At 47.9% G+C, this 25496-nt stretch carries 24 protein-coding genes; 20 read left to right on the top strand and 4 right to left on the bottom strand.

Features of this window, described 5'->3' with window-relative positions:
- Positions 1-181 precede the first annotated feature (181 nt).
- From BMY11_RS14890 to BMY11_RS14850, 8 genes are all read left to right on the top strand, one after another.
- Positions 182-754: a TetR/AcrR family transcriptional regulator gene (locus BMY11_RS14890; RefSeq protein ID WP_090577430.1), complete on the top strand. Its 573-nt coding sequence runs from the start codon at positions 182-184 to the stop codon at positions 752-754.
- A 93-nt stretch (positions 755-847) separates the two neighbouring features.
- Positions 848-1171, top strand: coding sequence for an NIPSNAP family protein (locus BMY11_RS14885; protein WP_090577427.1), 324 nt, complete (start codon positions 848-850; stop codon positions 1169-1171).
- 24 nt (positions 1172-1195) lie between these two features.
- Positions 1196-1735, top strand: coding sequence for an NAD(P)H-dependent oxidoreductase (locus BMY11_RS14880; protein WP_090577424.1), 540 nt, complete (start codon positions 1196-1198; stop codon positions 1733-1735).
- Between the two features lie 92 nt (positions 1736-1827).
- Positions 1828-2319 carry an SDR family NAD(P)-dependent oxidoreductase gene (locus tag BMY11_RS14875; RefSeq protein WP_371262840.1) on the top strand — a complete coding sequence of 164 codons (492 nt, stop codon included), beginning with the start codon at positions 1828-1830 and terminating at the stop codon, positions 2317-2319.
- A gap of 30 nt (positions 2320-2349) precedes the next feature.
- Positions 2350-2673 carry an NIPSNAP family protein gene (locus tag BMY11_RS14870; protein ID WP_090577419.1) on the top strand — a complete coding sequence of 108 codons (324 nt, stop codon included), beginning with the start codon at positions 2350-2352 and terminating at the stop codon, positions 2671-2673.
- 371 nt (positions 2674-3044) lie between these two features.
- Entirely contained in the window at positions 3045-4568 is a 1524-nt protein-coding gene (locus tag BMY11_RS14865; protein WP_090577416.1) for a spore germination protein, read from the top strand.
- A gap of 33 nt (positions 4569-4601) precedes the next feature.
- Positions 4602-5759 (top strand): Ger(x)C family spore germination protein, encoded by a 1158-nt coding sequence (locus BMY11_RS14860; protein WP_256217534.1) that lies wholly within the window; start codon positions 4602-4604, stop codon positions 5757-5759.
- 233 nt (positions 5760-5992) lie between these two features.
- A complete protein-coding gene (locus tag BMY11_RS14850; RefSeq protein WP_090577408.1) occupies positions 5993-7096 on the top strand; it encodes a GerAB/ArcD/ProY family transporter in 1104 nt (367 codons plus the stop codon).
- A 16-nt stretch (positions 7097-7112) separates the two neighbouring features.
- Here BMY11_RS14850 and BMY11_RS14845 read toward each other — a convergent pair whose 3' ends face one another.
- The gene (locus BMY11_RS14845) at positions 7113-7931 is read right to left on the bottom strand and encodes a DUF2935 domain-containing protein (RefSeq protein ID WP_090577404.1); all 819 of its coding nucleotides are present in this window, start codon (positions 7929-7931) and stop codon (positions 7113-7115) included.
- 371 nt (positions 7932-8302) lie between these two features.
- Here BMY11_RS14845 and BMY11_RS14840 point away from each other — a divergent pair, with 371 nt between their 5' ends.
- The 3 genes from BMY11_RS14840 (at position 8303) to BMY11_RS28500 (ending at position 12145) form a co-directional block, all read left to right on the top strand.
- A complete protein-coding gene (locus BMY11_RS14840; RefSeq protein ID WP_090577401.1) occupies positions 8303-10150 on the top strand; it encodes an assimilatory sulfite reductase (NADPH) flavoprotein subunit in 1848 nt (615 codons plus the stop codon).
- A gap of 14 nt (positions 10151-10164) precedes the next feature.
- Positions 10165-11886: an assimilatory sulfite reductase (NADPH) hemoprotein subunit gene (gene cysI / locus BMY11_RS14835; RefSeq protein ID WP_090577398.1), complete on the top strand. Its 1722-nt coding sequence runs from the start codon at positions 10165-10167 to the stop codon at positions 11884-11886.
- 136 nt (positions 11887-12022) lie between these two features.
- Positions 12023-12145 carry a VOC family protein gene (locus BMY11_RS28500; protein WP_143069275.1) on the top strand — a complete coding sequence of 41 codons (123 nt, stop codon included), beginning with the start codon at positions 12023-12025 and terminating at the stop codon, positions 12143-12145.
- A gap of 580 nt (positions 12146-12725) precedes the next feature.
- On the opposite strand, the gene BMY11_RS14830 is transcribed toward BMY11_RS28500, so the two are convergent.
- Positions 12726-14327, bottom strand: a complete 1602-nt coding sequence (locus tag BMY11_RS14830; RefSeq protein ID WP_090577395.1) for a xylulokinase — start codon at positions 14325-14327, stop codon at positions 12726-12728.
- A 38-nt stretch (positions 14328-14365) separates the two neighbouring features.
- The gene (locus BMY11_RS14825) at positions 14366-15019 is read right to left on the bottom strand and encodes a TetR/AcrR family transcriptional regulator (RefSeq protein ID WP_090577393.1); all 654 of its coding nucleotides are present in this window, start codon (positions 15017-15019) and stop codon (positions 14366-14368) included.
- Positions 15020-15212: 193 nt separating this feature from the next.
- On the opposite strand from BMY11_RS14825, the gene BMY11_RS14820 reads away from it, so the two are divergent.
- From BMY11_RS14820 to BMY11_RS14805, 4 genes are read left to right on the top strand one after another with little or no spacing between them, the layout of a single operon-like run.
- The gene (locus BMY11_RS14820) at positions 15213-16688 is read left to right on the top strand and encodes an aspartate aminotransferase family protein (protein ID WP_090577390.1); all 1476 of its coding nucleotides are present in this window, start codon (positions 15213-15215) and stop codon (positions 16686-16688) included.
- Positions 16689-16718: 30 nt separating this feature from the next.
- Positions 16719-17924, top strand: coding sequence for a class II aldolase/adducin family protein (locus BMY11_RS14815; protein WP_090577388.1), 1206 nt, complete (start codon positions 16719-16721; stop codon positions 17922-17924).
- A gap of 31 nt (positions 17925-17955) precedes the next feature.
- Complete coding sequence (locus BMY11_RS14810; protein WP_090577386.1) at positions 17956-19335, top strand: aldehyde dehydrogenase; 1380 nt, start codon at positions 17956-17958, stop codon at positions 19333-19335.
- Positions 19336-19392: 57 nt separating this feature from the next.
- Complete coding sequence (locus tag BMY11_RS14805) at positions 19393-20748, top strand: glycoside hydrolase family 30 protein (RefSeq protein ID WP_090577383.1); 1356 nt, start codon at positions 19393-19395, stop codon at positions 20746-20748.
- A 73-nt stretch (positions 20749-20821) separates the two neighbouring features.
- Here the strand turns inward: BMY11_RS14805 and BMY11_RS14800 are convergent, their stop codons facing one another.
- The gene (locus tag BMY11_RS14800; protein ID WP_090577380.1) at positions 20822-21112 is read right to left on the bottom strand and encodes a DUF3817 domain-containing protein; all 291 of its coding nucleotides are present in this window, start codon (positions 21110-21112) and stop codon (positions 20822-20824) included.
- A 188-nt stretch (positions 21113-21300) separates the two neighbouring features.
- Between BMY11_RS14800 and BMY11_RS14795 the strand changes: the two genes are divergently transcribed.
- From BMY11_RS14795 to BMY11_RS14775, 5 genes are all read left to right on the top strand, one after another.
- Positions 21301-22566 (top strand): ankyrin repeat domain-containing protein, encoded by a 1266-nt coding sequence (locus BMY11_RS14795; protein ID WP_090577378.1) that lies wholly within the window; start codon positions 21301-21303, stop codon positions 22564-22566.
- A gap of 155 nt (positions 22567-22721) precedes the next feature.
- Positions 22722-23198: a DUF2975 domain-containing protein gene (locus tag BMY11_RS14790; protein ID WP_090577375.1), complete on the top strand. Its 477-nt coding sequence runs from the start codon at positions 22722-22724 to the stop codon at positions 23196-23198.
- Between the two features lie 9 nt (positions 23199-23207).
- The gene (locus tag BMY11_RS14785; RefSeq protein WP_090577372.1) at positions 23208-23426 is read left to right on the top strand and encodes a helix-turn-helix domain-containing protein; all 219 of its coding nucleotides are present in this window, start codon (positions 23208-23210) and stop codon (positions 23424-23426) included.
- A 102-nt stretch (positions 23427-23528) separates the two neighbouring features.
- Complete coding sequence (locus tag BMY11_RS14780; protein ID WP_143069274.1) at positions 23529-24479, top strand: hypothetical protein; 951 nt, start codon at positions 23529-23531, stop codon at positions 24477-24479.
- A 69-nt stretch (positions 24480-24548) separates the two neighbouring features.
- Positions 24549-25472, top strand: a complete 924-nt coding sequence (locus BMY11_RS14775) for a phosphotransferase family protein (RefSeq protein WP_218150186.1) — start codon at positions 24549-24551, stop codon at positions 25470-25472.
- The last annotated feature ends 24 nt before the right edge of the window (positions 25473-25496 follow it).

The raw sequence follows: 25496 nt of genomic DNA, 5'->3' as shown, positions 1-25496 counted from the left end.
AAGTTAATTGTGGAGACGACAAAAGTGAACAATATCAAGCCGAGCTGAGTTCCCGTAATCTTTTCAACTGCTGGTATCACCATGAGATCTCCTTGCCGCATGGAAATATTCCCAAGTATTAGCTTCACCGAATGGCTTAATATGAGTTGACATACTATCTACTAAAAGGTAGAATAACATCATGACGAAAACAAAAAACACATCTGAGTTGATCTTGGATACAGCTCAAGCAATCGTTCAGGAAGTCGGATTTAACGGATTCAGCTACAAGCACATCGCTGAGAAAGTGGGTATTCGTACCGCGAGCATCCATTATTACTTCCCGAATAAGGAGGATCTGGGAGAAGCGTTAATTGCTCGATATCTCAAGGGATTTCATGCTGCAAGCGCCCAAATCGACGCGGACACAACGAATCATTTGGAGAGGCTCTATGAGTTTACACGCATCTTTAGCGCACCGGTGCAAGATAACTGTACTTGCCTAAGCGTTATGCTTTCATCGGACCTCGCCACTTTATCGGAGAAAGTTAGAGAAGGGCTGGCTGTCTTCTTCAACGCTAACTTAAGCTATCTCGAGCGTGCTCTTGAAGAAGGGCGACAAGCAGGTCACCTGCAATTCGAAGGGGAAGCGCAGGCGCAGGCCCATCAGTTTCTTGCTTCGCTGCAAGGAGGCCAATTGCTTGCCCGAGGATTCCGCGATCCAGGCCGTTTCGAAATGATTGCAAAAGGCTTAATATCCGCTTTGAAAGTGTGAGGGCGGATATTTTTACGAAATAAATCTACCTTTTAGTAGGTAGTTATTGAAGTGTGCGAATGATTCAAATTCACCTTAAAAGGAGGTGGGAAAGTGATATACGAGCTGCGAGTTTATGATGTAAATCCTGGCAAAATGAAAGCTATTCAAGAGCGGTTCGACAATCATGTCATTGCCTTATTCGCGAAGCACGGAATGAGAATCACTCAATTCTGGGCCGATCTCGAGGAAGAGAAGAACCGACTTTATTATATTGTGGAGCATGACAGCCTTACGCTGCGGAACGAGAACTATGAACGATTCCGGAACGATCCGGTATGGATTGAGCTTAGACGAGTAACGGAACAGAATGGTCCACTGGTACTGAAACAGGAGAGCTTCTTTATGCAAGACGTCGCCTTTTTTGCAAACAAATAAATCATAAGAATGGAGCAATCTAACATGAATACATTAGTCATCGTAACGCATCCGAACCTTGAGGCTTCCCGTGTCAATTCCGCTTGGTTGGAGGAACTGCGCAAGCATAACGATATTACGGTTCATGAGCTGTATGAAGCTTACCCCGATGAAAACATTGATGTTGCCAAGGAGCAGGCGTTGATTGAAGCGCATGACCGTATTATTTTCCAATATCCGCTCTACTGGTACAGCTCACCTATGCTTCTGAAGAAATGGTTTGATTCCGTGCTTCAATACGGCTGGGCGTACGGTCCGAATGGATCGAAGACAGCAGGCAAAGAATTCGGCGCGGCAATCTCGACCTACGGCTCGGAAGCATCGTACCAGCCATCAGGATCTAGCCGATCCACGTTAGCTGAGCTATTGCGGCCAGTTGAAGCGACTACGCGCTTTATCAGTGGTGAGTATTTACCACACTTTGCAGTAAGCGATGTGTCTAATCTCACTGATGAACGGCTCGCACAGAGCACGGCAGATTACATCAAACATATTCGTGCAGCACAACCAGTAACGGTAGCGTAATCTTTCGATAAGCATTGTCTATCTATTAATAGGTAAAATAATAATGGGGGATATAATCATGAAATTTCAAAATAAAGTCGTCGTTATCACAGGTGGAAGCAGTGGCATTGGCAAAGCTGTCGCGATTGAATTTCACGGAAATCACTGAGGGAGAATTCGCTTCTGCGCTATCCACTAATGTTGTTGGTTTGTTCTATCTGACGCAGCTGACTGCGAGAGAAATGCTGAAAGCAGGTACCGGGCATATTATCAATATTACTGCAAGCGGGGCTGCTGATCAGCCGATCAAATCTGTACCTGCTGTACTTGCGGCATTAACCAAAGGCGGCGTAAGCACCATGACGAAGTCACAAGCAATTGAGTTTGCTGACCGAGGCGTTCGAGTGAATGCAGTCGCCCCTGGCGTCATTAAGACTCCGATGCATGCTGTCGAAACGCATGATTTCCTTGCAAAGCTGCATCCTATGGGCAAAATGGGCGAAACGAAGGATATCGTAGATGCTATTCTTTATCTGGAATCAGCGCCGTTCGTCACAGGTGAAGTGCTGCATGTCGATGGCGGACAAAACGCGGGACAGTGGTAACAATCGAGTAGGTGGAGGAGGAAAGTTGCTATGCTATATGAACTGCGAATTTACCATGTCGTTCCTGGTCGGATGAACGAATTGCTGGATCGTTTCCGTGACCATACGCTGAAGCTGTTCGAGAAGCATCAACTGAAGGTGACGAACTTCTGGCTCCATATAGATGAGTCAAAGAATCAGTTCTATTATGTGTTTGAGCATAAGGATTTAGCAGCGCGACAGAAGAACTTTCAGGCATTTCTAGATGATCCCGAATGGCTAGAGCTGCAAGAACGCACGGAACGAAATGGACCGCTATATGAGAAAATTGATGAGATCTACATGAGCAACGCACCTTTCTTCCAATCTGCTTGAAGAATAAGCACCTCCGAAGCAGCCGGCCTAGCGACCGGCTGCTTCGGCGTTCGCTGCAACGACAACCTAACGAATTCCAGACGCGCTATTTGGCGATTATAACCTGTTTTTGAAATGTAACGAATCACAGCAACGTTATTCCGTTGAAACCAGCCTTATCTGGCTGTAATAGTGGCGAATAGCGTTAATGAGGTTCGTTACATTTTTTTATGCGCAAATTTTGAACGAATAAGGTGCATACGATTCGTTAGCATGGTGTGGCGTGATGGGACAGGGTAGGGTGGTAGTAGTAGGTTTTTTCATAATTTCCATGCAGAATGCTCATAACTATATTGTTGTCATTCTTTACCTGCGGAGGGAGGGATTGTCCTATGCCGAAAGTGTACCAAGAAAAAGCGAACGACACGACGAGCCATGTTCTGACAGCCGCATTGGAAGAAAACGAAGCTGTTTTAAAGAACATGTTCCAATCTTGCTCCGACGTCGTTTTCCGCTCCTTTCAGATCAGCGGTCAGAAGGATGCTCTTCTTGTCTATATAGATGGATTAATCGAAGAAAAACAATTGGACGAATCGCTGCTTAAACCTCTTATGTTAAGCAGTTCATCCGAGCCGCTAGAGGCGAGGAAAGACATTCTTACATTTCTGCAAAATCAATTTATTACCATCAGCCAAGTGAAACGAGCTTCGGATATTTCCATTATCGTGCAAAATGTACTGAAAGGTTATGTCGCCATCATTATTGAGGCCGAGGCGGAGGCGCTCATGCTCAGCATTCAAGGAGGGAAGACAAGGTCGATCGAGCAGACTTCTTCAGAGACTACGATTCGTGGTCCGCGCGACTCATTCACTGAAAGCATTCGAACGAATACAAGTCTGATTCGCAGAAGAATACGCACCACTCGGCTGAAATTTGAATCGCTTACCGTCGGGGAGCTTACTCAAACCGATGTGGAGATCGCTTATCTTGAAGATATCGCAAATCCTGCCGTGATTCAGGAAATTAGGTCGAGAATCGAACGCATTCAAATTGACGGTGTGCTGGAATCGGGTTATATCGAACAATTTATCGAAGAACGATCGTTCTCTCCATTTCCCCAGTATCTCGTCACGGAACGGCCGGATTATGTCGTAGCTGCCTTATTGGAGGGGCGAGTTGCGGTCTTCACCGACGGAACCCCGTTCGTGCTTAGCGGCCCGATGTCGTTCTGGGGATTTCTGCAGGCGGGAGAAGATTATTACGACCGTGTTCTGTTTGCGAATTTGATCCGAATCATTCGGCTTGCGCTGATGATGATTGCCCTGTTCTTGCCCTCCATCTATGTGGCGCTGACGACGTTTCATCAGCAAATGATTCCTACAAACTTACTATTGAGCATATCCGCAGCGAGGGAAGGGGTGCCTTTTCCTGCAATCGTAGAGGCGCTAATTATGGAGAGCACATTCGAGGCTTTACGTGAGGCCGGCGTTCGATTGCCGAAGCAAATTGGTCAAGCTGTCAGTATCGTAGGTGGCCTTGTCGTCGGACAAGCAGCCGTGCAAGCCGGCATCGTATCAACCCCGATGGTGATCGTGGTGTCATTAACGGGAATCGCATCATTTGCCATCCCGCGGTACAATTTTTCGTTTGCTTTTCGAATTCTGAGGTTTCCCATGATTCTGCTTGCCGGCATGTTTGGTCTTTACGGCATTACGGTAGGGATGCTTTGCATATTAATCCACCTTGCCAGCCTCAAGTCGCTCGGAGTTCCTTATTTATTCCCTATTTCTCCCGTTAGTTTTCAGGGACTAAAGGATACTATTTTTCGAGCTCCGTTATGGACAATGAATTATCGCCCACAGCTGGATGGGAAGAGCCAAGCCCAAACCCGTATACCGAAAGGGCAAGAACCGTAGAGTGCGAAAGGAGGAATCAGGTTGAACAATAAAGTGCGGACACTTCTTCTGCTTATGTATATCCCGCTATTAAGCAGTTGTTGGGACAGGGTGGAAATGAATGATGTGGCTTTCTTCATGGCATCTTCGCTCGATATGACCAAGGATGGCCGGTTACTTGTTTCGATTCAGATCCCTCTCCCCGCTACGAAAGGAACTCCATCAGGTTCCCTTGGCAAAACGTTCTTCGTGTTGTCCGCCGTAGGGACCAATATTTACGATGCAGAGCGAAAATGCCAACAGCTGCTCTCGCGGAAATTTTTCAAAGGACATCGCAGGGTTGTTTTCATTGGAGAATCTTTCGCCCAAAAAGGGATAAAAGATATTATGGATTACTACACCAGAGATCCGGGAACCCGTCTGCGTACTTACCTCGTAGTTGCCAAAGGGAAACAGGCTATTGAACTGATCAAAATGGATCATCCTTTCGAACGTATACCGTCCGAGGAGGTTCGTGAATTGGAGTATAAACAAGTAGGTACAGCGGTTACGTTTCGGGATTTTCTCATCAACCAGGGTCGAGATGGAATTGTTCCTGTTCTAGGCGCGGTGGAAATTCAGAAGCTTTCACAGAATAAGGAGCAACAGGAAGGCGAGAAGCCGAAGCAAACCGTATTTCATCTGTCGTCGACAGCCGTAATGAAAGATTACAAATTGGTTGGATATCTGGATGACATTGAAACGAGAAGCCTCAGGTGGGTTAAAGGTGATTTAAAGCATGAATATCTGGCCGAGGAAATTCCGACGATTGGAGGGAGTGTCGGCGTTATTATGAACAAAGCGAGAAAGAAAGTGAAGGTGATTATCAAGGATGGTAAAGCAACGATTCATGTTGAGCTAAGCGGAGAAGGATTGCTTCAAGAATCGACGGTCAAGCTGGATATTGCTAGGGCAGAAAGTGTAATCAAGATTGAACAAGGTCTTAATAAACGCATTGAAGAGCAGACCCTTCGCACGATAAAGAAAGCACAGACACAATGGAAATCCGACATATTCGGATTTGGATTGTTGGTGCATCAATATCACTATGGGACGTGGAAAAAGGTGAGGCAGGATTGGGATACGATATTTTCTAAAGCTGATATTACCGTACATACTGAAATCCACTTGCGAAGAGCCGGCATGATTGGTTCATCAGTAAATACCGAATGATGAATATAGTGATGTACTCGTTGTTAGTTGCCATTCTCTACTGGGTTCAACTTAAGCTGATGAAAAAGATGGCGCGAACAAGGGATTATGTTGTGGTGGGGCTTATTTTAACACTAACGACTATTGTCGGTATATGTTTGGCAATGGGGATTCAACTCACAAGTCCCACTATGATTTTACAAAAATGGATATTGGATGTAGTGAAATGATGGAGATAAGGAAGGGAATAACAGATGAAGAGTTATGGACTCAATAACCTGATCTCAAATACAGAGCTATGGGCTCTCATGTTCGTATTTATGGTCGCAAGCTCCATGTCACTGCCCATCGGTTACACTTCCGAACATGATTCATGGATTTCTGCCATCATTGGCAGCCTTGCTGGGCTATTCATAGCTTGGATATATGTGACACTGTGCGGAAAATTCCCACAAAAGTCCGTCATTCATATCGCCAAAACCCTGTTTGGGACCTGGATCGGGACAGCGATCGGGATTTTGTATACAGGATACGGCTTCCAGCTGGGAGCTTACGTTTTGAGAAACTTTGAAGATCTTACCGTAACCGTGTTACTACCTCGAACGCCGAGCGTTGTCATCGGTTTGATTATGATTACCATTTCGGCGTGGGCTGCTTATCAAGGGATTGAAGTGATTTGCAGATGCGCACTTCTATTAATGCTCATTGTCGTTCTGCAAATTGTATCATTCACCTTGTTATTGATACCGGAAATGGATCCAAGCTTATTATTGCCTGTATTTGAATCAGATTGGGGTTCCGTGCTGGACGGAGCCGCACAAATCTCAACCTCTCCGCTGGGCGAGACAGTGTTATTTATCATGATCATCCCATTCATTAACCGCCCCGAGAAAGTGAAAAAGACTGTCCTCACTGTTATCGGAATAGCCGGTATCGTTTTGATCTCAACTCATTTCTTCAATGTCATGGTAATGGGGGAGCTTTCTAGCACACAAATTTTCCCCGCGTATACGACCGTAATGTACATTTCAGTAGGGGACTTCTTCGAACGAATCGAGCCGCTGGTGTATATCGTTTGGGTGTTTGGTGAATTTATGATGCTAAGTGTTTGTCTCTATGCTGCCGCTTTAGCATTAGCGCAGACGGTAGGGAGCCGAGATTATCGGATTTTCATTGTACCTCTCGGGTTGGCGCTGTTAGAGTTAACTTTGTTTCTTCATCCGAATCAACTGGACGTAATCGAGTTTCAGAAGCATTTTTGGCCATGGGTTTCCTTGCCTTTCCAGGTTGTTATTCCTCTGGTCTTGTTGCTATTCTCTCTAATAAAACGGAAGAGTAAAAGTGACTCATTGGAATGAGCACAAGCGAGATTGTTTAGTTCTCGGTTCTGGGCTTGGTTGGATCGCAATCCGGGCGGGCGAGACCATGCGCTGCTTGACTCAGCTTCGTTAAGTAGTAGCATTCCTCCCGGTACATATGGTCCGTAAGCAGAATCGTCATCGTACCGAGCAGCTCTTTGTTCGCCGTGAACTCCTGCACTTCGGTCAGAAACTTCATGAATAGGCGCATCTCACCATTGGCGTCTTGATTAAATCTGCGTAGAGCAGGGAAGTCCGCAAGCCCTGTTCGCATATACCCCGCAAGCTCGATTGCTTTTAGATACAACGCTTGAAAACAACGATCGAATTCCGTGCTTCTATTAATCCAACCTTTCTCCACAAGATCAAATTCGATGGCTAAGCTGCTGGAATGTCCGATGGCATCTTGAAGCCATACGAGATGCTGATGAACAGCTGGTCCCGGAGGTGGCAGCTGTCCGTTTGTCAACGCTCCAAATACACGCATTCCTTCCTCAAGCTCATTGACGTTATGATTCAGAAAAGTCTCGGACAAGTGGATGACGATATTCCCTGTGAGAGATCGCTGCAGCAGATGCAATTTAAAGGTGCGCAGCTCTATGGTTAGCGGAATGACGACTTGCAGCAAAGCAGCAATACCCTCTCTGGACAAGTTCATCCGCGCTGTAGCGAGTACCTGATCGAAGGTTTGAATGAAATGCTGAGCACGAGCAATCTCCATCGTCTCTCCTGGAGCAAGGCTATCATGGATAAACCTGGAATGATCCCCGAAAATCTGCAGCCAAAATCGGAGCTCGAATCGTGCGCCTTCCTCAAAGGTGCTTTCCGCCGTCATGCTTCATAACCCCCCGTCAAATATCGCATACCTTCCATGTATTAGACTATGTGGCGGTTGTCTTGTCAGATACCTGACTGCTGATCTGCTTTGAGTCGAATATAGACTGAGTGAATGATATATAGGACCGCCATAATGGACGGGACTGCTAGCAAATTATAATTTCAAGCTACTAGAAGCAGTCGCTCACACGTTTCGGCTGCATTTTTGTTGCTTTTTTGTTGCTTTATTGGAATACCTTATTAATGTTATAAAATCAATTGTGTTGTTCATACGAGCAAGGCGTGGTAGGGTAAATATATGAATGTTTGTAATTGATATCCGAATGCTCGGAATAATTCATATTACCCTGAGTGAGGTGTACGAAAGAGATGCTGCAAGTAACGAACAGTCCATTCGGACAAGAGCAGGTTGAATTGCTGAACCGCTTGCTTCCTACGCTGTCAGAAGTACAGAAGATTTGGTTAAGCGGCTATTTGGCTGCTTATCAGCAGGTTGGATTACAAGCAGGTGGCGCGGTTGCAGTGCAAGGAGCACCTTCGGCGAGTGCACCGGCGGTTGCGGTTTCGAAGGAAGCGACCGTTCTCTTCGGTTCGCAAACCGGCAACAGCCACAAGCTGGCGAAGAAGCTTGCAGGCAAGCTGCAGGATCAAGGGCTTCAGGTCACGCTATCATCCATGATTGATTTTAAGCCAAACACGCTCAAGAAGATTGAGAATTTATTCATCGTCGTGAGTACGCACGGTGAAGGCGATCCGCCTGACAATGCAATCTCGTTCTACGAATATCTCCACAGCAAACGGGCTCCACAGCTGAAAGAAATGTCTTTCTCTGTACTTGCGCTTGGCGACACATCCTATGAATTCTTCTGCAAGACTGGTAGAGATTTCGATACTCGGCTGGAAGAGCTTGGCGCGAAGCGAATTGCTACACGTATTGATTGCGATGTCGACTTCGAGGACTCAGCGCAGGAGTGGCTAACGAGCGTGCTGCAAGCAGTGGGACAGTCCGCAGCTGCGTCGGAGACTGTATCTGTATCGGCAGCTGGAGTCGGTGTTGCTGCCGAACGGAGCGGACAATCGACGGAAACGGAATATACGAGATCCAATCCTTTTCAAGCGAATGTGCTTGAGAATTTGAACTTGAACGGACGTGGTGCTGAGAGAGAAACACGCCATCTCGAGATTTCATTAGAAGGCTCTGGCATCCAATATGAGCCTGGAGACAGCGTTGGCATCTATCCGCAGAATCATCCGCGTCTCGTCGATGAGCTGATTGAAGCGATGGAGTGGCAGCCGGATGCACAAGTTCCTCTTCGGAAGAGTTCAGAGCGTATTCCGCTCAAGGAAGCTCTTACAAGCCATTATGAGATTACGGTGCTTACGCCTGTGTTAATTGAACAGCTTGCAGAGGTAGCCCCAGATAGCGGATTGAAGCAGCTGCTCGCGCCAGGTCAAGAAGGGGAGCTCAGATCGTACTGCAGAGGCCGGGATCTGCTAGATCTGGTACAGGATTATGACTTGAAGGGGCTAAGCGCTAAGGCGTTCACCGCTCAGCTGCGCAAACTGCCTCCAAGACTATACTCCATCGCAAGCAGTGCGAAAGCTTATCCGGAAGAAGTTCATCTGACGATTCGCAAGGTGCACTATGAGAGCCTGGGAAGAGTCCGCTATGGCGTCTGCTCGACATTCGTATCCGAGCGGTTGGAATCCGGCCAAGAGCTGCCGCTCTTCGTGCAAGAGAACCCGAATTTCAAGCTGCCATCGAACCCGGAGACGCCAATTATTATGATTGGTCCCGGAACAGGAGTGGCTCCATTCCGAGCTTTCCTAGGTGAGCGGGAAGAGCTTGGTGTGGAAGGGAAGTCGTGGTTGTTCTATGGCGATCAGCATTTCGCTTCGGACTTCCTCTATCAAGTGGAATGGCAGCGCTGGCTGAAAGAAGGCGTTCTGACTCGGATGGATGTCGCATTCTCGCGGGATACGGATCAGAAAGTGTACGTCCAGCATCGTATGCAGGAGCACAGTAAGGACTTGTATCAATGGCTGCAAGAGGGAGCCGTTGTCTATATTTGCGGTGATGAGAAGAAGATGGCGCATGATGTTCACGCAACACTGCTAGCCATTATTAGGCAGGAAGGCGGCTTAAACGAAGAGGACGCTGCTGCGTACTTGTCGAAGATGCAGCAAGAGAGACGCTATCAACGAGATGTCTATTAAGGAGGTTAGCGAGAATGTCAGACAATAACTTGCTGTCGAAGAACAGTGCACCGCATAGCGATGTAGAGGCGATCAAGGAAAGAAGCGATTATTTGCGTGGAACGCTAGAAGAGACTTTGAAGGATCGGATAACTGGCTCAATCTCGGAAGATGACAACCGGCTCATGAAATTCCATGGCAGCTATATGCAGGATGACCGCGATGTCCGTAATGAGCGGAATCGGCAGAAGCTAGAGCCTGCCTATCAGTTCATGGTTCGTGTTCGCGCGGCCGGTGGTATCGTCTCGCCGGAGCAGTGGCTAATGATGGATCGAGTCGCGCAGAAGTATGCGAATGATACGATTCGGTTGACGACAAGGCAGTCATTCCAGCTGCATGGCGTAATCAAATGGAATATGAAACAGGTTATCCAAGAAGTGAATGAGGAGCTGCTTAACACGCTTGCTGCCTGTGGTGACGTTAACCGTAACGTGATGTGCAACCCGAACCCTTATCTGTCCGAAGTACATGAAGAGGTCTATGAGTGGGCAAAACGGGTAAGTAACCATCTTGATCCGCATACAAGGGCTTACCATGAATTGTGGCTCGACGAGGAGAAGGTTGCAAGCAGTGATGACGGAGTCGAACAGGAACCGATCTACGGCAAAGTCTATTTACCACGTAAATTTAAGATCGGCATCGCGATTCCGCCTGCGAATGAAGTCGATGTATTCTCTCAAGACCTCGGTTTCATCGCCATTCATGAGAATGGCCGGTTACTCGGCTTCAATGTTGTGGTCGGCGGCGGCATGGGTATGTCGCACGGTGATCCGAAGACGTATCCGCAGGTCGCGCGTACGATCGGATTCATTACGCCAGAGCAGATGATTGATGTTGCGGAGAAAACCGTTATGATTCAGCGGGATTACGGAGACCGTGCGGTTCGCAAGCACGCGCGCTTCAAATATACGATTGACGATCGCGGACTCGAATGGTTTATTCAAGAGCTGCAGCTGCGTTTGGGCTGGAAGCTAGAAGAAGCTCGTTCGTATCATTTTGACCATAATGGAGATCGGTACGGCTGGGTGAAGGGAAGCAACAACAACTGGCATTATACGTTGTTTATACAGAATGGCCGTGTGAAGGATGACGGCGGCTATCAGCTGATGACAGGGCTGCGCGAGATTGCGAAGATTCATAAAGGGGACTTCCGTCTTACGCCTAACCAGAACCTCATTATCGGGAATGTATCCAGCCAGCGGAAGAAGAAAATCGATCAGCTTATTGAGACCTACAAGCTGACGGACGGAGCGATTTATTCGGCGCTGCGGCGTAATTCGATGGCTTGTGTCGCATTGCCGACTTGCGGCCTCGCGATGGCGGAATCGGAGCGTTATCTGCCTACGCTGATCGATAAGCTCGATCTGGTGATGGAAGAAGCTGGATTGCGCGACGATGAGATCGTCATTCGAATGACTGGCTGTCCGAACGGCTGCGCCCGACCGGCTTTGGCGGAGGTTTCGTTCATCGGTAAAGCGCCTGGCAAATACAATATGTATTTGGGCGGCGGCTTTGCCGGCAACCGGCTCAACAAGCTGTTCCGCGAGAATATTGGCGAGAACGAAATTCTGAGTGAACTGCGTCCGATCCTGCTCCAGTATGCGAAGGAGCGTAAGGATGGCGAGCACTTCGGAGACTTCTGCATCCGCGCGGAATATGTGAAGGAAGTTCATTCGGGACTTGATTTCCACGATTAGATAGTTGTTATGCAAGCAGTCGATCTCTAATGAGGATCGGCTGCTTTTTTAATTGAAGAGATCAGGAGGAAGCCGTATTACAACACGCGAATATAGTTGTTATGTGATAAATTTCCAATTATAGGAGTGGATCGTAATGGCAGAACAGACAAGCGTGAAACAGCAGGTCGTCAAAGATTTTACGCTCGAAATTCCGGTCAAAGACATTGAGCAGTCGGCAAAATGGTACGTGGATTATTTAGGCTTCGAGTTAGTTTAACCCGTGCTTGGCATAGCAGAATTGAGGCTCGAATCAGGTTGCCGCATCTGTTTGTTTCACCCTGATCACTCAGATGAAACGAGCTACTGGTATGTAAAGAATGCGGACAATTACCGCGTCCGCGTCTGTTAGAGGATTCCCAATCTCGAACAGCTTCACAGCCGGTTAGTCGAAGCCGGAATTACGGTTAGTCCAATCGAAGGAGATCTCGGCTGCGGCTGGGCATTTCATTTCTATGATATCAACGGGAACAAGCTCATCGCTTGGGGCGGCTATACAAAGGAGCATGTTTGGTATTATGAGTGAGGGTTGCAGGGCGAGCGAGGGATTCACATGCTGAGAGCACGTATTTGATCTCTCGGCGACATATAAAGTTGGTTACGGAGCCGAGAGAACATATATGGTCTCTCAGGCTCGGATTTGTGCGATACATAGTGGTTTTTCACGCTGAGAGCACGTATTTGATCTCTCGGCGGCATATATAGTTGGTTTCGGAGCTGAGAGAACTTATATGGTCTCTCGGACTCCGATTTGTGCGATAAGGTGTGGTGAGCGATGCGCGATCATGCTGAGAGGCGCCTTACTTGCTTGCATTAAGCAGTAGAAAGTCTTTCTTATTGTTCTTGTATAACGCCTTGAACACTTTGAAGTTCCTGTCATGTATGGCTTTATTCATTCGATTAGGCGTGTATCGCACACTCGCCTTAATCAGCTTCTTGGCGTCGTCGATCTTGTCAATCCAACCAAGGCCAACAGCTGCAACGATCGCCGCGCCGACAGCTCCAACGTTATGCGGGTTGTCGACGGTCTCAACATCGCGGCCGAGAATATCGGACAGCATTTGGCAGGTGAGGGGAGCGAGTGCACCGCCGCCGACGAAACGGATCACGGGCGACGTCTTCACTTTCTTCTCCTGCGCTTCCAGATGCCATCTGAGGTGATAACAAATCCCTTCGAGCACCGCGTGAATCATCTCGGTCTTCCCGGTTTCGAGTCCAATGTTGAAGAACATGCCGCGCGCATTGGCATCCTCAAAAGGGCATCTATTGCCATGCAGCCATGGCGTGAAGATAACCCCGTTGCTGCCGGCAGGTACGTTCTTTATCGCATCCATCATGTAATCGTATAGGCTTTCATAATGCGATTCATAAGCCTCCGACACATGCTTCTTCTCCAGATAGATGTTGATCTCATCGAGCGCAAGATGATCCTTGACCCATTCCAAACATTTTCCAGCAGTCTCAAGCTCTGCAAAATAGTTGAACGTCCCATGATTCGCACCTACAATCGCAGCAATCATCGCCGATGCATCCACGACTTGACGGTTCACGACGGTTGATACCCAGCCGGATGTGCCCGAATAAATATGTGTGCTGCCAGGCTCGACTGCGCCAGCACCTACACCAATGAGCGAAACATCGCCGCCGCCGCCGAACACAGGAGTACCTTCCGCCAGATTCAGCTGGGATGCAGCTTCCTTCGTGAGGCCTCCTACCCTATCAGTGCTACGGACGATGCGAGGGAGGTGGGTCATATCGACACCGTACATACTGCACACCGCTTCGCTAAAGCACTCTTTGCCTTTACGAGTATCATAGAGCAGGGCAGCGAATGCGCTGTCTTGGGTCATAATGAACTCACCTGTACATTTGCAGATGAGATATTCCTTCACATCAAGCCACTTGAATACCTTGCTGAATATGGCAGGCTCATTACGCTGCACCCATTTGTACTTCCAGACCGGGTCTTTGACGCTCGATGCGACGGCGCCAGTAATGGCCAATGATTTGAGCAGCTTGAAGACATTCGCTCCAGCAATCTGCAAGCCATTCGCGATACCTTCCTTCAGCTCACGCTTCGCCCGATGATCCATATAACTCATGGCACGCCGCAGCGGAACACCGTGCTTGTCGACGAGAACGAGCCCTTGCATCTGGGCACAGAACGATATCCCTTGAATACTTCCGGCAGGGAGGCCTGATTTCTCAAGTACGCGCTCCGTTGTGATGCACATCGCATCCCACCAATCCTGAGGCTCCTGCTCAACGCCGCCATTCTCCATTACATATAGCTTATAGTGCTCCGTTGCGGAAGCCACCAGCTTAATCGTGTCCGTAACTTCAATGAGACAGGTCTTGATCCCAGTAGTTCCTACGTCATACGCAATCACATAACAAGGCATGTTCTAGCATCCTCTCGCACGGAATGGGTCAATTTCACTCAATTCAAGAAGAAAGCTCCCTTAATAAACTTTATTAGCTGCTCTGCCACAAGCTCATCCTGATCGTGAATATCAATGCCTGCAAACGTCCGCAGCCGTTCTTTGTAATAATCGCTCGAATAGGAGAATTGCAGCGTAATGAAGAGGTTATCGAGAAAAAAAGCAAATAATTGCGGATGAATATCAGCTCGAATCGAGTGGGAGGCTTGTGCTTCTGCAATGAACGAAGCATAGAGCCCGGCAGTGTCGTTCTCCATCTCGGACACAATTCTGCCTGCTAGCTCGGATTTGCTCTCTGCTGCCATAATATTATATAGCCTCGTTAGATGAAGATTCTCCCGAGATTGGAGCTGAATCGTCCTTATGATCCGTTCTATGCGGCTGAGGAAATCTTGCTCACCCAACATAATCTCCTCGAGCACTTTCTTGGTGGATTCAATTCCGATTCGAATGATCATGAGATACAATTCTTCTTTGCTGCCAAAATATTTATAGAGAGAGCCGACGCTAATTTCTGCTTTCTGGGCAATCTGATTTATGTTAGCGCTGTCAAAACCGTGTTCAGCAAATTCGATAATGGCCGCATTTAATATTTTATCTTGCTTTTCTTGCGATATTTTCTTGAAAGAATCTGTGTAATAGGATTCAAGCATAAGGAACACCTCGAGTCAGTGAGTGAACGTTCACTCACATTCTAGCACATAATTCGACTATTGCAATCATTCAGATAATTCTGTTGACAACTGGCGATAGCCAACTATACTGAAGTCGTGAGTGAACGTTCACTCACATCTGACTCATGCATGCATGCTGAACCACTTCCGATATACTACGTGGAGGGCGAATATGGATAACAAAAATGGCATTTCAGAGTACCCTAATACGGCTGCAATCATAAGACAATTGGATGACTTAATTAAACAACCCATCTATACGATTAAACCGGAAGCGCTTACAGCCTACGAGCAACAATATTATGAGAAGAAGTGCGCGAAGTCTAAGGCCATGATTCAGGAGGCGGTCCATGTTATTCCTGGAGGTGTGCAGCATAATCTTGCCTTTAATCATCCGTTTCCACTCGTATTCACGAAGGCGGAAGGCGCCTATCTCTACGACATTGACGGCAATCAATACTATGATTTCCTGCAGGCAGGCGGCCCGACTGTGCTTGGCAGCAATCCCATTCATGTCCGCAGCAAAGTCATCGAATTGCTGAATGATTGTGGTCCTTCGACGGGCTTATTCCATGAGTACGAATATAAGCTAGCGAAGAAAATCGCTGATCATATTGAATCGGTTGAGATGTTCCGGATGCTCGGCTCAGGTACAGAAGCGTGTATGGCTGCAATAAGAGTGGCAAGACTTGCGACCAAGAAGAAGCATATTATTAAGATGGGTGGTGCCTACCATGGCTGGAGTGATCAGTTGGCGTACGGTATTCGTATTCCCGGCTCCAAATGGACGCAGGCACATGGCGTTCCGCGGCATATGTTTAAGTACACGCAGGAGTTCTATCCCGGCGATTTGAAAGACCTTGAGCGGAAGCTGCGGTTTAATCGTTTGCGCGGCGGCACGGCGGCTGTACTGATCGAACCGGTCGGACCAGAGAGCGGAACGAGGCCGCTCGAATTCGATTTTAACAAGGGTGTAGAAGAGTTGTGCCGAAAGTATGGCGCACTGCTTGTGTTTGATGAGGTTGTCACTGCTTTTCGGATCGGAATGAGTGGGGCGCAAGGTTACTTTGGCGTATCTCCCGACTTGACTGTGTTCGGCAAAGTCGTTGCCGGCGGGTATCCAGGAGCAGGAGGCCTCGGCGGTAAGAAACAATATATGAAATATTTGTCAGCCGGCTTGGGGTCGGGAGACAAACACAAGAGGGCGCTCGTCGGCGGTACGATGGCGGCGAATCCGCTCAGCTGTGTGGCAGGCTATTATACGCTTGATGAGATGGAACGAACGAATGCGGTTCAGCGTGCAGGTATAATGGGCGATAAACTGACTAGCGGATTGAAAGCGCTTATCGAGAAGCATAAGCTCCCATTCGTTGCGTTCAATCAGGGCTCCATCTGCCATCTCGAAACGGTAGGGACGCTCCATTATGCAATCGACTGGTCGAAGCCGTGGCGTATACCTGGCGTGCTCAAAGCAACCTCGGAACGCAAGAAAGAGATGGAGCATATGGGTGCGGCCTACATGGCAGAAGGAATTGTGACACTTGCAGGCAGTAGACTGTATACGAGCGCTGCTTATACGGATGAAATGATAGATGATGTGTTGGTCCGATTTGACCGCGTATTCGGGCAAGTTGCTATTAAAGCCTAATACAACGCTTAAGGCTGGGGGATTTCATGCATGCATATGGACACGCTTGAAGCAAAAGAACGAGTAGTAAAGGCAGGCAGGAAGCTTGTCGAGTCGAAGCTGATCGCTCGCACATGGGGAAATGTCAGCTGCCGGATAAGCGACTCGCATTTCGTCATTACGCCTAGAGGTAGAGATTACTTGCAAATGACGGTAAACGATATCGTCGAAGTGGCTATAGCAGATTGCAGCTACAGCGGCGATGTGAAGCCTTCTTCTGAGAAAGCGATGCACGCGGCGGTATATAAGCAGTATCCGGAGGTCAATTTTGTCATTCACACTCATCAGGAGAATGCGTCCGTCGTAAGTGCTGCGGGGTTAGAGGCGATGAAGGTAGTGGGTGAATATCCGCTGCTCGGCGGCGAAGTGATATGTGCGGAATACGCATTGCCGACGACGACGAAGCTTGCTCGCAAAGTTTCAAAGGTGTTAATGCGAAAAGGTGGTCAAGCTGTTATTTTGGCAAAGCATGGTGCGCTGTGCTTCGGTGTAAGTGATGATGAGGCGTTCCAAGTCGCTACGGACTTGGAGACTGCTTGTGCAGACTATGTCAACAGTCAGTACAATCATCTAAGCGGAAATAACAGTGGTGATTTGGTGGAGCTGAGTTATTATGCCATCTCGCGTCTAATGGGTAAGCCTCAGCCGTTGCCGGAAGCTATGGAATCCGGGTTCTATTTCGAGAGCGAGAGGACGGATTCAGGGTTCAGACTAAAGCTCAACAACGGTGCAACGATTGAAGTGAAGAGTGGTGAGCTGCATTCGTCGATGCCCGAGGAAGCGAAGCTGCTTAACGAGATTTATCAATCTTTTAACGACATTAATTATATTGTACATACGAATTCCTTAAGTGTAGCAGCCGTGTCGCACGCTGATTTGACCGTTCGTCCGCTACTAGACGATTTCGCACAACTAGTGGGCACTTCTGTGAAGACAGTAACGCCTTGGAATGCTCCACGCATTCGGAGTGCATTAAAACATGCTTCTGCTGTGTTGCTCCATCGGGAAGGTGCCTTATGCTGTGGGAGCACCAGAAGTGATGCAACCGCTGTAGCGATGGTTCTGGAGAAGAACTGTAAAGCGCTCATTGGTGCTTCTTTGTTCGGACCAGTCAAACCGATCCACCAGCTAGAGAGTATGCTAATGAGATTCATGTATTTGAAAAGCTATTCCAAGCAGGCTGCGAAGAAGTCTTAATCTCATACTTGATTGGAGGTAAAGCGGATCGATGCCAACCTATCCAACCTATTCAGAGCTTGTCGCATCCCAGCGGACGTTCTTTCAGTCTGGTTCCACACGATCCTATGCATTTCGCAAGCAGCAGCTGGAGAAGTTATATCGGCTCGTTGCAGACAACGAACAGCTTATCCTGAAAGCCGTTCACGAAGATTTAAACAAGAGCGAATTAGAAGGGTTCTTCGCGGATGTCGGTTACATCAAATACGAGATAACGCATGCGCTTAAACATCTTAAACGCTGGATGAAACCACAGCGTGTTAGAACACCTCTGACGCATTTTGGCAGCAGCAGCTCCATTTATCGCGAGCCGTACGGTGTGAATCTCATTATCGCACCGTGGAATTATCCTTTCTTACTGACCATTACGCCGCTAATTGGGGCCATCGCAGGCGGTAACACCGCGATTGTAAAACCTTCTGAGCTTGCAGTCCATTCCTCGGATTTGCTGCATAAACTGCTCTCTAACGCATTTCCGTCTGAATACATCGCCTGCGTAGAAGGTGGGGCTGAAGAGACGACCGCACTTCTGCAGGAGCGCTTCGATCACATTTTCTATACAGGAAGCAGTTCGATCGGCAAGATCATCATGACCGCTGCAAGCCAATATCTCACCCCAGTTACGCTTGAGCTTGGCGGCAAGAATCCGGCCATTGTCGATGAGAGTGCCAACATCCCGCTTGCAGCCCGAAGAATCGCATGGGGGAAACTGCTTAATGCGGGACAGACCTGCATCGCTCCTGACTATATCTATGTCCATCGCTCGGTTGAGCAACGATTTCGAGAGAGCTTGAGAGATGAAATGATTCAGTTATATTCGAGTCAACCATTAGATAATCCAGACTACACCTGCATCATTAATGATAGACACTTGAGCCGTTTGCAACGTTTGCTAGCTGAACCGACTGTTTACTATGGGGGAGAAGTAGACCGGCAGAAACGAATGCTAGCGCCGACCATACTGACAAACGTCACTTGGGATCATGCTGTTATGCAAGAAGAAATCTTCGGTCCGATCACACCGATTCTTACCTATGATTCGCTCGATGAAGCTATTGCACAGATTAAGAAGCAAGAAAAGCCGCTCGCGCTTTATCTATTCACAGAAAACAAGCAAGTGAAGCAGCAAGTCATTCGCGAGATTCCATTTGGTACAGGCGGCATCAATGATACGCTATTTCAATTCTTGAATCCGAATTTGCCGTTTGGCGGTGTTGGCAGCAGCGGCTCAGGCTCCTATCATGGAGTTTATTCCTTTCAATGCTTCACACACCCAAAGAGTGTTCTCTCCCAAACGACCAAATTTGACCTTCCACTCCGATATGGCAGAAGTAAAACTGCACTCCAGATTATTCGACAATTGTTCAAGTAGCATCGAAATCCGTTATCCGTTCCAGTCAATCTACTATGAAAAGGACAAGGTGAGCGTATGAATGAGCTGAATCGAATTGAAGTTAATCTGGCGAACAAGAAGCAGCAGATGGAGGGATTCGGCGCATCAGGCGCTTGGTGGGCACAGCATACGGGAAGCTGGCAGCCGAACGAACTATCACGATTTCTCGAGCTGCTGTTTAATCCGCAAACGGGTATTGGCCTTACCATCTATCGACACAACATCGGTGCAGGAGATGGTCAAGAGATTGAAGATCCATGGCGCCGTGCAGAAACGTATGAAGTGTCGGAAGGGGAGTATGACTGGAGCCGAGATGCGCAGGCTGTGGCTGTTATGAAGCAGGCGGTTGCAAGCGGTGCTGAACGAATCGTCGCATTCGCGAACAGTGCTACACCAAGAATGACGCAATCCGGTATGACCTCCGGGCATCAGGAAGGAAGATCCAACTTCAAGGAAGGTATGGAGGATGCTTTCGCCACTTATTTAGTTGATGTCGTTAAACATCTCATCGACGACGAAGGATTGCCAATTGATTGGATTTCCCCGATCAATGAGCCGATGTGGCTGTGGAACGCGCAGAATGGGCAAGAAGGCTGCCACTATCAGCCGGAGGAATGCGTAGCTGTTTATCGTGCACTCGCAAGGCGTCTCAAGGAGCAAGGGCTGCCTGTCCGAATTTCTGCTATTGAAGCAGGGGAATGGTCGAGTGCCAGAATGTATTACTACAAGCTGGCTGAAGACAAGGAGCTTATGAAGTATATTGACAATATCGCGGTGCACTCCTATGTCCCGCACGTATCCAACATTGTCTTTAAAGAAGAGTTTGCGACCTTGATTCAGAAGGAACAGCCTGAGTTGCCTATCTGGATGTCCGAATGGACCGAAATGGAAGGCGGCAAGGACTTCGGCATGTCTTCGGCACTCCATATGGCGAACTTAATTCAAGAAGATCTAGCGATTGGACAGGTTACCTCTTGGCAATATTGGATCGCGGTATCTCGTTATGACTTCCGAGATGGACTCGTCTACGTTGATGAGTCGGAAGGAACGTTCCAAGAAACGAAGCGATTGTGGGCGTTCGGCAATTTTAGCAGATTCATTCGTCCAGGCGATATTCGGGTCGAGGCTGATTCTGCTCATGCAGAGCTCAAAGTTGTTGCTTACACGGATCTGGGTGGTCATCGCGCGACGCTGGTTGTTATCAATAACAGCAAGGAAGCAATCACATCACAATTCCAGTTTGGCTCGGATACCAGCATCAAGCATGCTGCAATCTGTGTTACTTCAGAGGATGAGAACCTCGCATGTGTATACAGCGGTTTGCCGTTGAATGAGTGGACTTTTAAAGCAGAAAGCATAACTTCGATTATCGTGGAGACGAGTGAAGTGTAAAGAAATCGTATGTTTTCTGGATGAAGTAAGGCTGCTCGGTATCGTATCGGCAGCCTATTGCTTTTGGAAGGGATTATCGGCTTGCGCGAAGACGACGTTCGAATACGAACGGACCGAATGGCAGGAATGCACAAATAATTGCTCCGAGAAGCCTTGGAATCCGCCAGCTAGCCGAGAAAAGCATCGATATAGCAGTAAGGATATAGAGGCTGAATAACGCACCGTGAATCATCCCCACGATGGTGACGGGGCCAGGTATATCAGCAAAATATTTGAGCGGCATTGCGATGCATAGTAAAAGCAGGAATGAAATGCCTTCCAATGTCCCAATGAGACGGAATCTGTTATGCGGGTTGCGCAGCATGTCGTTATGAACCTCCTTGCAGAATAGGAATGCTATTATTTTACCGTAGCCCGTTCGTAGAATGCCAGTTGTTCACGAAAGTATCACCATTTCTGCAAAGCAACATCAGTGAGGATTAGGGTATAGATCTGGCAGAAATAAACAGGTAAACTAGAGGAGTTAGCATACCAATCGGAGGTGCGCGGGTAATGAGTGAGCAGCATGCGATTGAACAATTCAAACAAGCCGTTATGAATAATAATGTGGCAGAGGCTAGCAAGAGCTTACTCGATAATCCGTTCCTGGCTGAGCGAATTAACGAGTCTTGGTTTTCATTCGATACACCCGCAATTGTCCAAGCAGCAGCTAGTGGAAATCAAGAGATGGTAGACCTGCTCCTTGAGAACGGAGCTGATCTTAATGCCAAGAGTACTTGGTGGGCGGGAGGATTCGGCGTTCTGCACCATAATCATCATGAGCTATCCCACTATCTAATTGAGCGGGGAGCTCCCGTTGATATCCATGCAGCCGCCGCACTGGGGTTGCTTACGACTCTGCAAGATATGGTGGAGAAGAATCCCGCTGCCGTTAATGAGCGAGGTCCGGATGGACAAGCTCCGCTTCACTTTGCCACTGACACAGCGATTATTGATTTCCTGCTTGAACATGGAGCCGAGATTGACTTGCGCGATATCGACCATTATAGTTCACCATCACAGTGGGCAATTGATGATGTTGAGAAATGCAAATATCTCATCGAACGTGGTGCGTCTGCGGATATTTATATGGCGATCCAGCTCGGAGATCCGGAGCTAGTCCGCAACATATTGCTCACGGAGCCCGATTGTCTAGACGCTCGTGTAGGACAAGGCCGCTTCACATCAGGAGATTCCGAAGGCGGACATATCTACTTGTACAAGATCGGCGGCGATGTGACACCACTGCAGCTCGCTGCGCGCCATAAGTGTACTGAAATTGCAGAATTAATTCTGGAGCATCGTCCTCCAGCGCATCGGTTGCTGTATGCGTGCTTGACTGGTGATCAATCTGAGGTTCAAGCTCTGTTATCGCAAGAGCCAGGCCTGGTTCAGTCGCTTTCGACACATGATCTCAGCACGATTACCGATGCTGCTTCGAGCAACGATATGGATGCTGTTCGTGTCATGTTGCAAGCCGGGTTCCATGCCGATGCACGTCGCAGTGCGGCGGATTTCACAGCACTCCATAACGCGGCGATGCGGGGGAATGCCGAGATCGTGCGCCTCCTTCTCGCGCACGGTGCATCTCCTCAGATAACCCACGGATTCGGCGGTGACGCACTTGGCAGCTGCATGTGGGGCTCCGTTCATTTCCGCTCTCCAGCTGGGGATTATTTAGGCGTTGCAGAGCAGCTCGTAAGAGCCGGCGCGCCGGTGCCAAGCCAGTTGAGCGGAAGCGAAGAGGTTAATCGAATGATTGAACAAGCTCAAACTTAAGTTCGTCTGAATCCGCGGCTTCCGCGGATTCTTTTTTATTAGAGGGAACTGCTTAATAACAATTGAATTTTACTGCAACTCAAACATAATTTATTGTAAAACAATAAATATCGTGTTACATTGTTGCTGACAATAACGAAGTGAGGTGCACACAAGTGGAGCGAGGAACAACACTCTTCTTAAAAATTACAGTTTGTCTGATTGGTATCGTGGTGCTTGCTATGGTCTGCATATTGCTGCCTATAATCGCGCATGAAGTATCAGATGATTATCCGGCTCATTTACTCTATCCCATCTTCATTGTGATGTATTGTTCGGTAGTACCATTCTTCTATGCCTTATATCAGTCGCTGCGGCTTCTTGGTTATATTGACAAGAAGGAGGCTTTCTCGGACCTCTCCGTGCAGGCGCTGAAGCGGATTAAGTACTGCGCACTCACGATCAGTCTCTTATATGTCGCAGGGTTTCCGTTCTTTTTTATGTTGGCGGATAAAGATGACGCGCCAGGTCTTGCTGTGATTGGACTGGTCATTATTTTTGCCTCCATGGTCATCGCTGTCTTTGCCGCAGTTCTTCAAAAGCTATTAAAAAAGGCGATCGATATTAAATCAGAAAACGATCTTACGGTCTGAGGTGAAGACATGGCGATAATCATCCATATTGATGTCATGCTGGCAAGACGGAAAATGAGCGTGACTGAGCTATCGGAGAGAGTGGGCATCACGATGGCCAATCTTTCTATCTTGAAGAATGGGAAGGCGAAAGCGATTCGCATCTCCACATTAGAGGCGATTTGTAAAGCGCTCGAATGTCAGCCTGGAGATATTTTGGAATACAAGCAGGATGGAGCTGAAGGTTAGCGAAATGCGTAATTTGGAGATTGGTTATTGAATGCCTGCATATAGTTGTAAGGGATTTCGCATGAACATGTGAAGGATTCTTACGGAGAGCAGGTGTTCCTTGTGACTGTCAATCTGGATATTGCCACACTTGTATCTGCTGTGATGTGGCCGGTTGTCATTTGCGTCTTACTCTTAATCTCTCGCAAACACTTGCCGGATTTGCTGAACGTGTTGTTGAAACGCGTGAAGAGGATCGATTTTGCAGGGGTATCGCTTGAATTATCCGAGACAAAAGCCTTCACACCGACCTTATCGGTTAGTCAACTAGATTTAATCAATATGATGGAAATTATGCAGAAGTCCAGTGAAGCGATCGATATTAGAGATCTATTGTTATCGGAAGGCAGCGCAGATTATACAGTTATCCATTTGGGAAGTGGTAAGAACTGGCTTACCTCGCGTCTGTTTATTATGTCGATCATGTTTGCGCATCAGAAGAATATGAAAGCCTTTGTATTCCTTGAATCGAATAACGATAATCGCAAACGATATGCTGGCTGGGCCAAACCTGCCACCATCCGTTTTGCGCTCGCGAAACGATATCCATGGTTTGAAGCTGCGTTCGCTGAAGCTTATTGTGCGGTAGTAAAGAAGCATGGTCGCCTTCAGCTGGTCACCTCCAATCGTGGGGAACTCGGTAATGGTGAACCGTTTGTGTCTGTTCTTCGTGATTTTTTGAATGAGGTTCAAATTAACGACATTAAACAAATTGAGCTTGATGCAAGATCAGAATGGATTAGTTTAACTTCGGCGAACCGTACCTATGAACATGCAGAATGGATCAACGGTGTATTGTTAGAGGAGCTTCTTGAGGAAGACCTTCATGTATCCGTCATTCAATCAACCAAAGTCAAGGAGATAAAGCTAGACAACGCACAGTTTCAGAGAATACTGGACTCGCCAGAAGAGTTCATTGCGATAACTTCGTTTAACGGGAAATTTAAAGGGCTGTTGGAACGAAATGCTGTTCTTGAGCAAGCCGTTAGACAAGTCACACATTCGCCGGAATGAAATCGGGACAGCATTACTTAGCTCGAAATGAGGAAATAGATTGCTAATTGACGAAAAGGTTGTGTTCGAATGAAGCCGCAGTTTTCCCCGCAAGCTATCATGACCACTGTTTCACGAAAATTAAATTGCGAGCTTTCTAAATGGGAGCCTGTATCCGAAGGAGAGGAGTCACAAGCTTTCGCAGTCTCAATTGGCGAGAATGAATGTATTATTCGCGTCAATCGTTCTGCAAATGACTTTTACAAGGATGCATTCTGTTCTCGTCAGTTTGCTTCATCCGACTTACTAATCCCGGAAATCATCCATATCGGTGCACTCGATGTTGAATATACATACTGCGTTTCTAGGCGCGCGCAAGGTGTTACTTTGCAGGATCTGCCGTCTTCGGAGTTGCCATATGTGGTCAGGTCTGTCATGCAGGTAATGGAAGTGATGGCGAATGCTAATTGTGATGGGACAACGGGGTTTGGCCCATTCGACGAGCATGGAGTCGGTCGATTTGCGAGTTGGCACGACTTTATTATGAGCATCACGGACTCAACTCGGTATAATTGGGATGCTCTGAGCGAGGGAGTTGTCGATTCTAACAGGCTCGCGCCTTACTTTAAAGCTCTCGAAGCTTTCGCGCCGCGTTGCCCCGAGATTCGTAAGCTCGTCCATGGCGATTTCGGCTCGAACAACGTGCTGACGTATGGAGCTCGGATTACAGGTGTGATCGATTGGAGCGAAGCGCTGTTCGGCGATCCACTCTACGATGTCGCGAACATCTTCTTCTGGCGTACTTGGCTCGACTGTATGGAAGTACAGGCGCAATTTATCGAGGAGCAGCATCGCGAGCTAACCGGGCGGACAGAAGAGCTGCGTTGCTACCAGCTCCGTATTGGACTTTATTTGATCTTCCAAAGCGCGTCGGCAGGCGACACGGAGATGCTCGAATGGGCGTTGAAGCGCTGCGACGCGATTGTCGGAGATGAAGTAAAGCACAACGGCTAGCGATTCTAGGACAACCAGTCCGCG

This window comes from Paenibacillus sp. OV219 (genome assembly GCF_900110075.1).
Classification (GTDB): domain Bacteria; phylum Bacillota; class Bacilli; order Paenibacillales; family Paenibacillaceae; genus Paenibacillus_Z.
Note: the sequence above shows the minus strand (reverse complement) of the source record. Positions and strands in the feature narration are given on the sequence as shown.

Excerpts from the sequence above, each read along its gene's own strand:
- BMY11_RS14850 (WP_090577408.1), top strand. The coding sequence starts at position 5,993 with ATGAAGAGTTATGGACTCAATAACCTGATCTCAAATACAGAGCTATGG.
- BMY11_RS14830 (WP_090577395.1), bottom strand. The coding sequence starts at position 14,327 with ATGCCTTGTTATGTGATTGCGTATGACGTAGGAACTACTGGGATCAAG.
- BMY11_RS14820 (WP_090577390.1), top strand. The coding sequence starts at position 15,213 with ATGGATAACAAAAATGGCATTTCAGAGTACCCTAATACGGCTGCAATC.
- BMY11_RS14890 (WP_090577430.1), top strand. The coding sequence starts at position 182 with ATGACGAAAACAAAAAACACATCTGAGTTGATCTTGGATACAGCTCAA.
- BMY11_RS14810 (WP_090577386.1), top strand. The coding sequence starts at position 17,956 with ATGCCAACCTATCCAACCTATTCAGAGCTTGTCGCATCCCAGCGGACG.
- BMY11_RS14880 (WP_090577424.1), top strand. The coding sequence starts at position 1,196 with ATGAATACATTAGTCATCGTAACGCATCCGAACCTTGAGGCTTCCCGT.
- BMY11_RS14785 (WP_090577372.1), top strand. The coding sequence starts at position 23,208 with ATGGCGATAATCATCCATATTGATGTCATGCTGGCAAGACGGAAAATG.
- BMY11_RS14840 (WP_090577401.1), top strand. The coding sequence starts at position 8,303 with ATGCTGCAAGTAACGAACAGTCCATTCGGACAAGAGCAGGTTGAATTG.
- cysI (WP_090577398.1), top strand. The coding sequence starts at position 10,165 with ATGTCAGACAATAACTTGCTGTCGAAGAACAGTGCACCGCATAGCGAT.
- BMY11_RS14825 (WP_090577393.1), bottom strand. The coding sequence starts at position 15,019 with ATGCTTGAATCCTATTACACAGATTCTTTCAAGAAAATATCGCAAGAA.
- BMY11_RS14775 (WP_218150186.1), top strand. The coding sequence starts at position 24,549 with ATGAAGCCGCAGTTTTCCCCGCAAGCTATCATGACCACTGTTTCACGA.
- BMY11_RS14795 (WP_090577378.1), top strand. The coding sequence starts at position 21,301 with ATGAGTGAGCAGCATGCGATTGAACAATTCAAACAAGCCGTTATGAAT.
- BMY11_RS14870 (WP_090577419.1), top strand. The coding sequence starts at position 2,350 with ATGCTATATGAACTGCGAATTTACCATGTCGTTCCTGGTCGGATGAAC.
- BMY11_RS14845 (WP_090577404.1), bottom strand. The coding sequence starts at position 7,931 with ATGACGGCGGAAAGCACCTTTGAGGAAGGCGCACGATTCGAGCTCCGA.
- BMY11_RS14800 (WP_090577380.1), bottom strand. The coding sequence starts at position 21,112 with ATGCTGCGCAACCCGCATAACAGATTCCGTCTCATTGGGACATTGGAA.
- BMY11_RS14805 (WP_090577383.1), top strand. The coding sequence starts at position 19,393 with ATGAATGAGCTGAATCGAATTGAAGTTAATCTGGCGAACAAGAAGCAG.
- BMY11_RS14865 (WP_090577416.1), top strand. The coding sequence starts at position 3,045 with ATGCCGAAAGTGTACCAAGAAAAAGCGAACGACACGACGAGCCATGTT.
- BMY11_RS14815 (WP_090577388.1), top strand. The coding sequence starts at position 16,719 with ATGCATATGGACACGCTTGAAGCAAAAGAACGAGTAGTAAAGGCAGGC.
- BMY11_RS28500 (WP_143069275.1), top strand. The coding sequence starts at position 12,023 with ATGGCAGAACAGACAAGCGTGAAACAGCAGGTCGTCAAAGATTTTACG.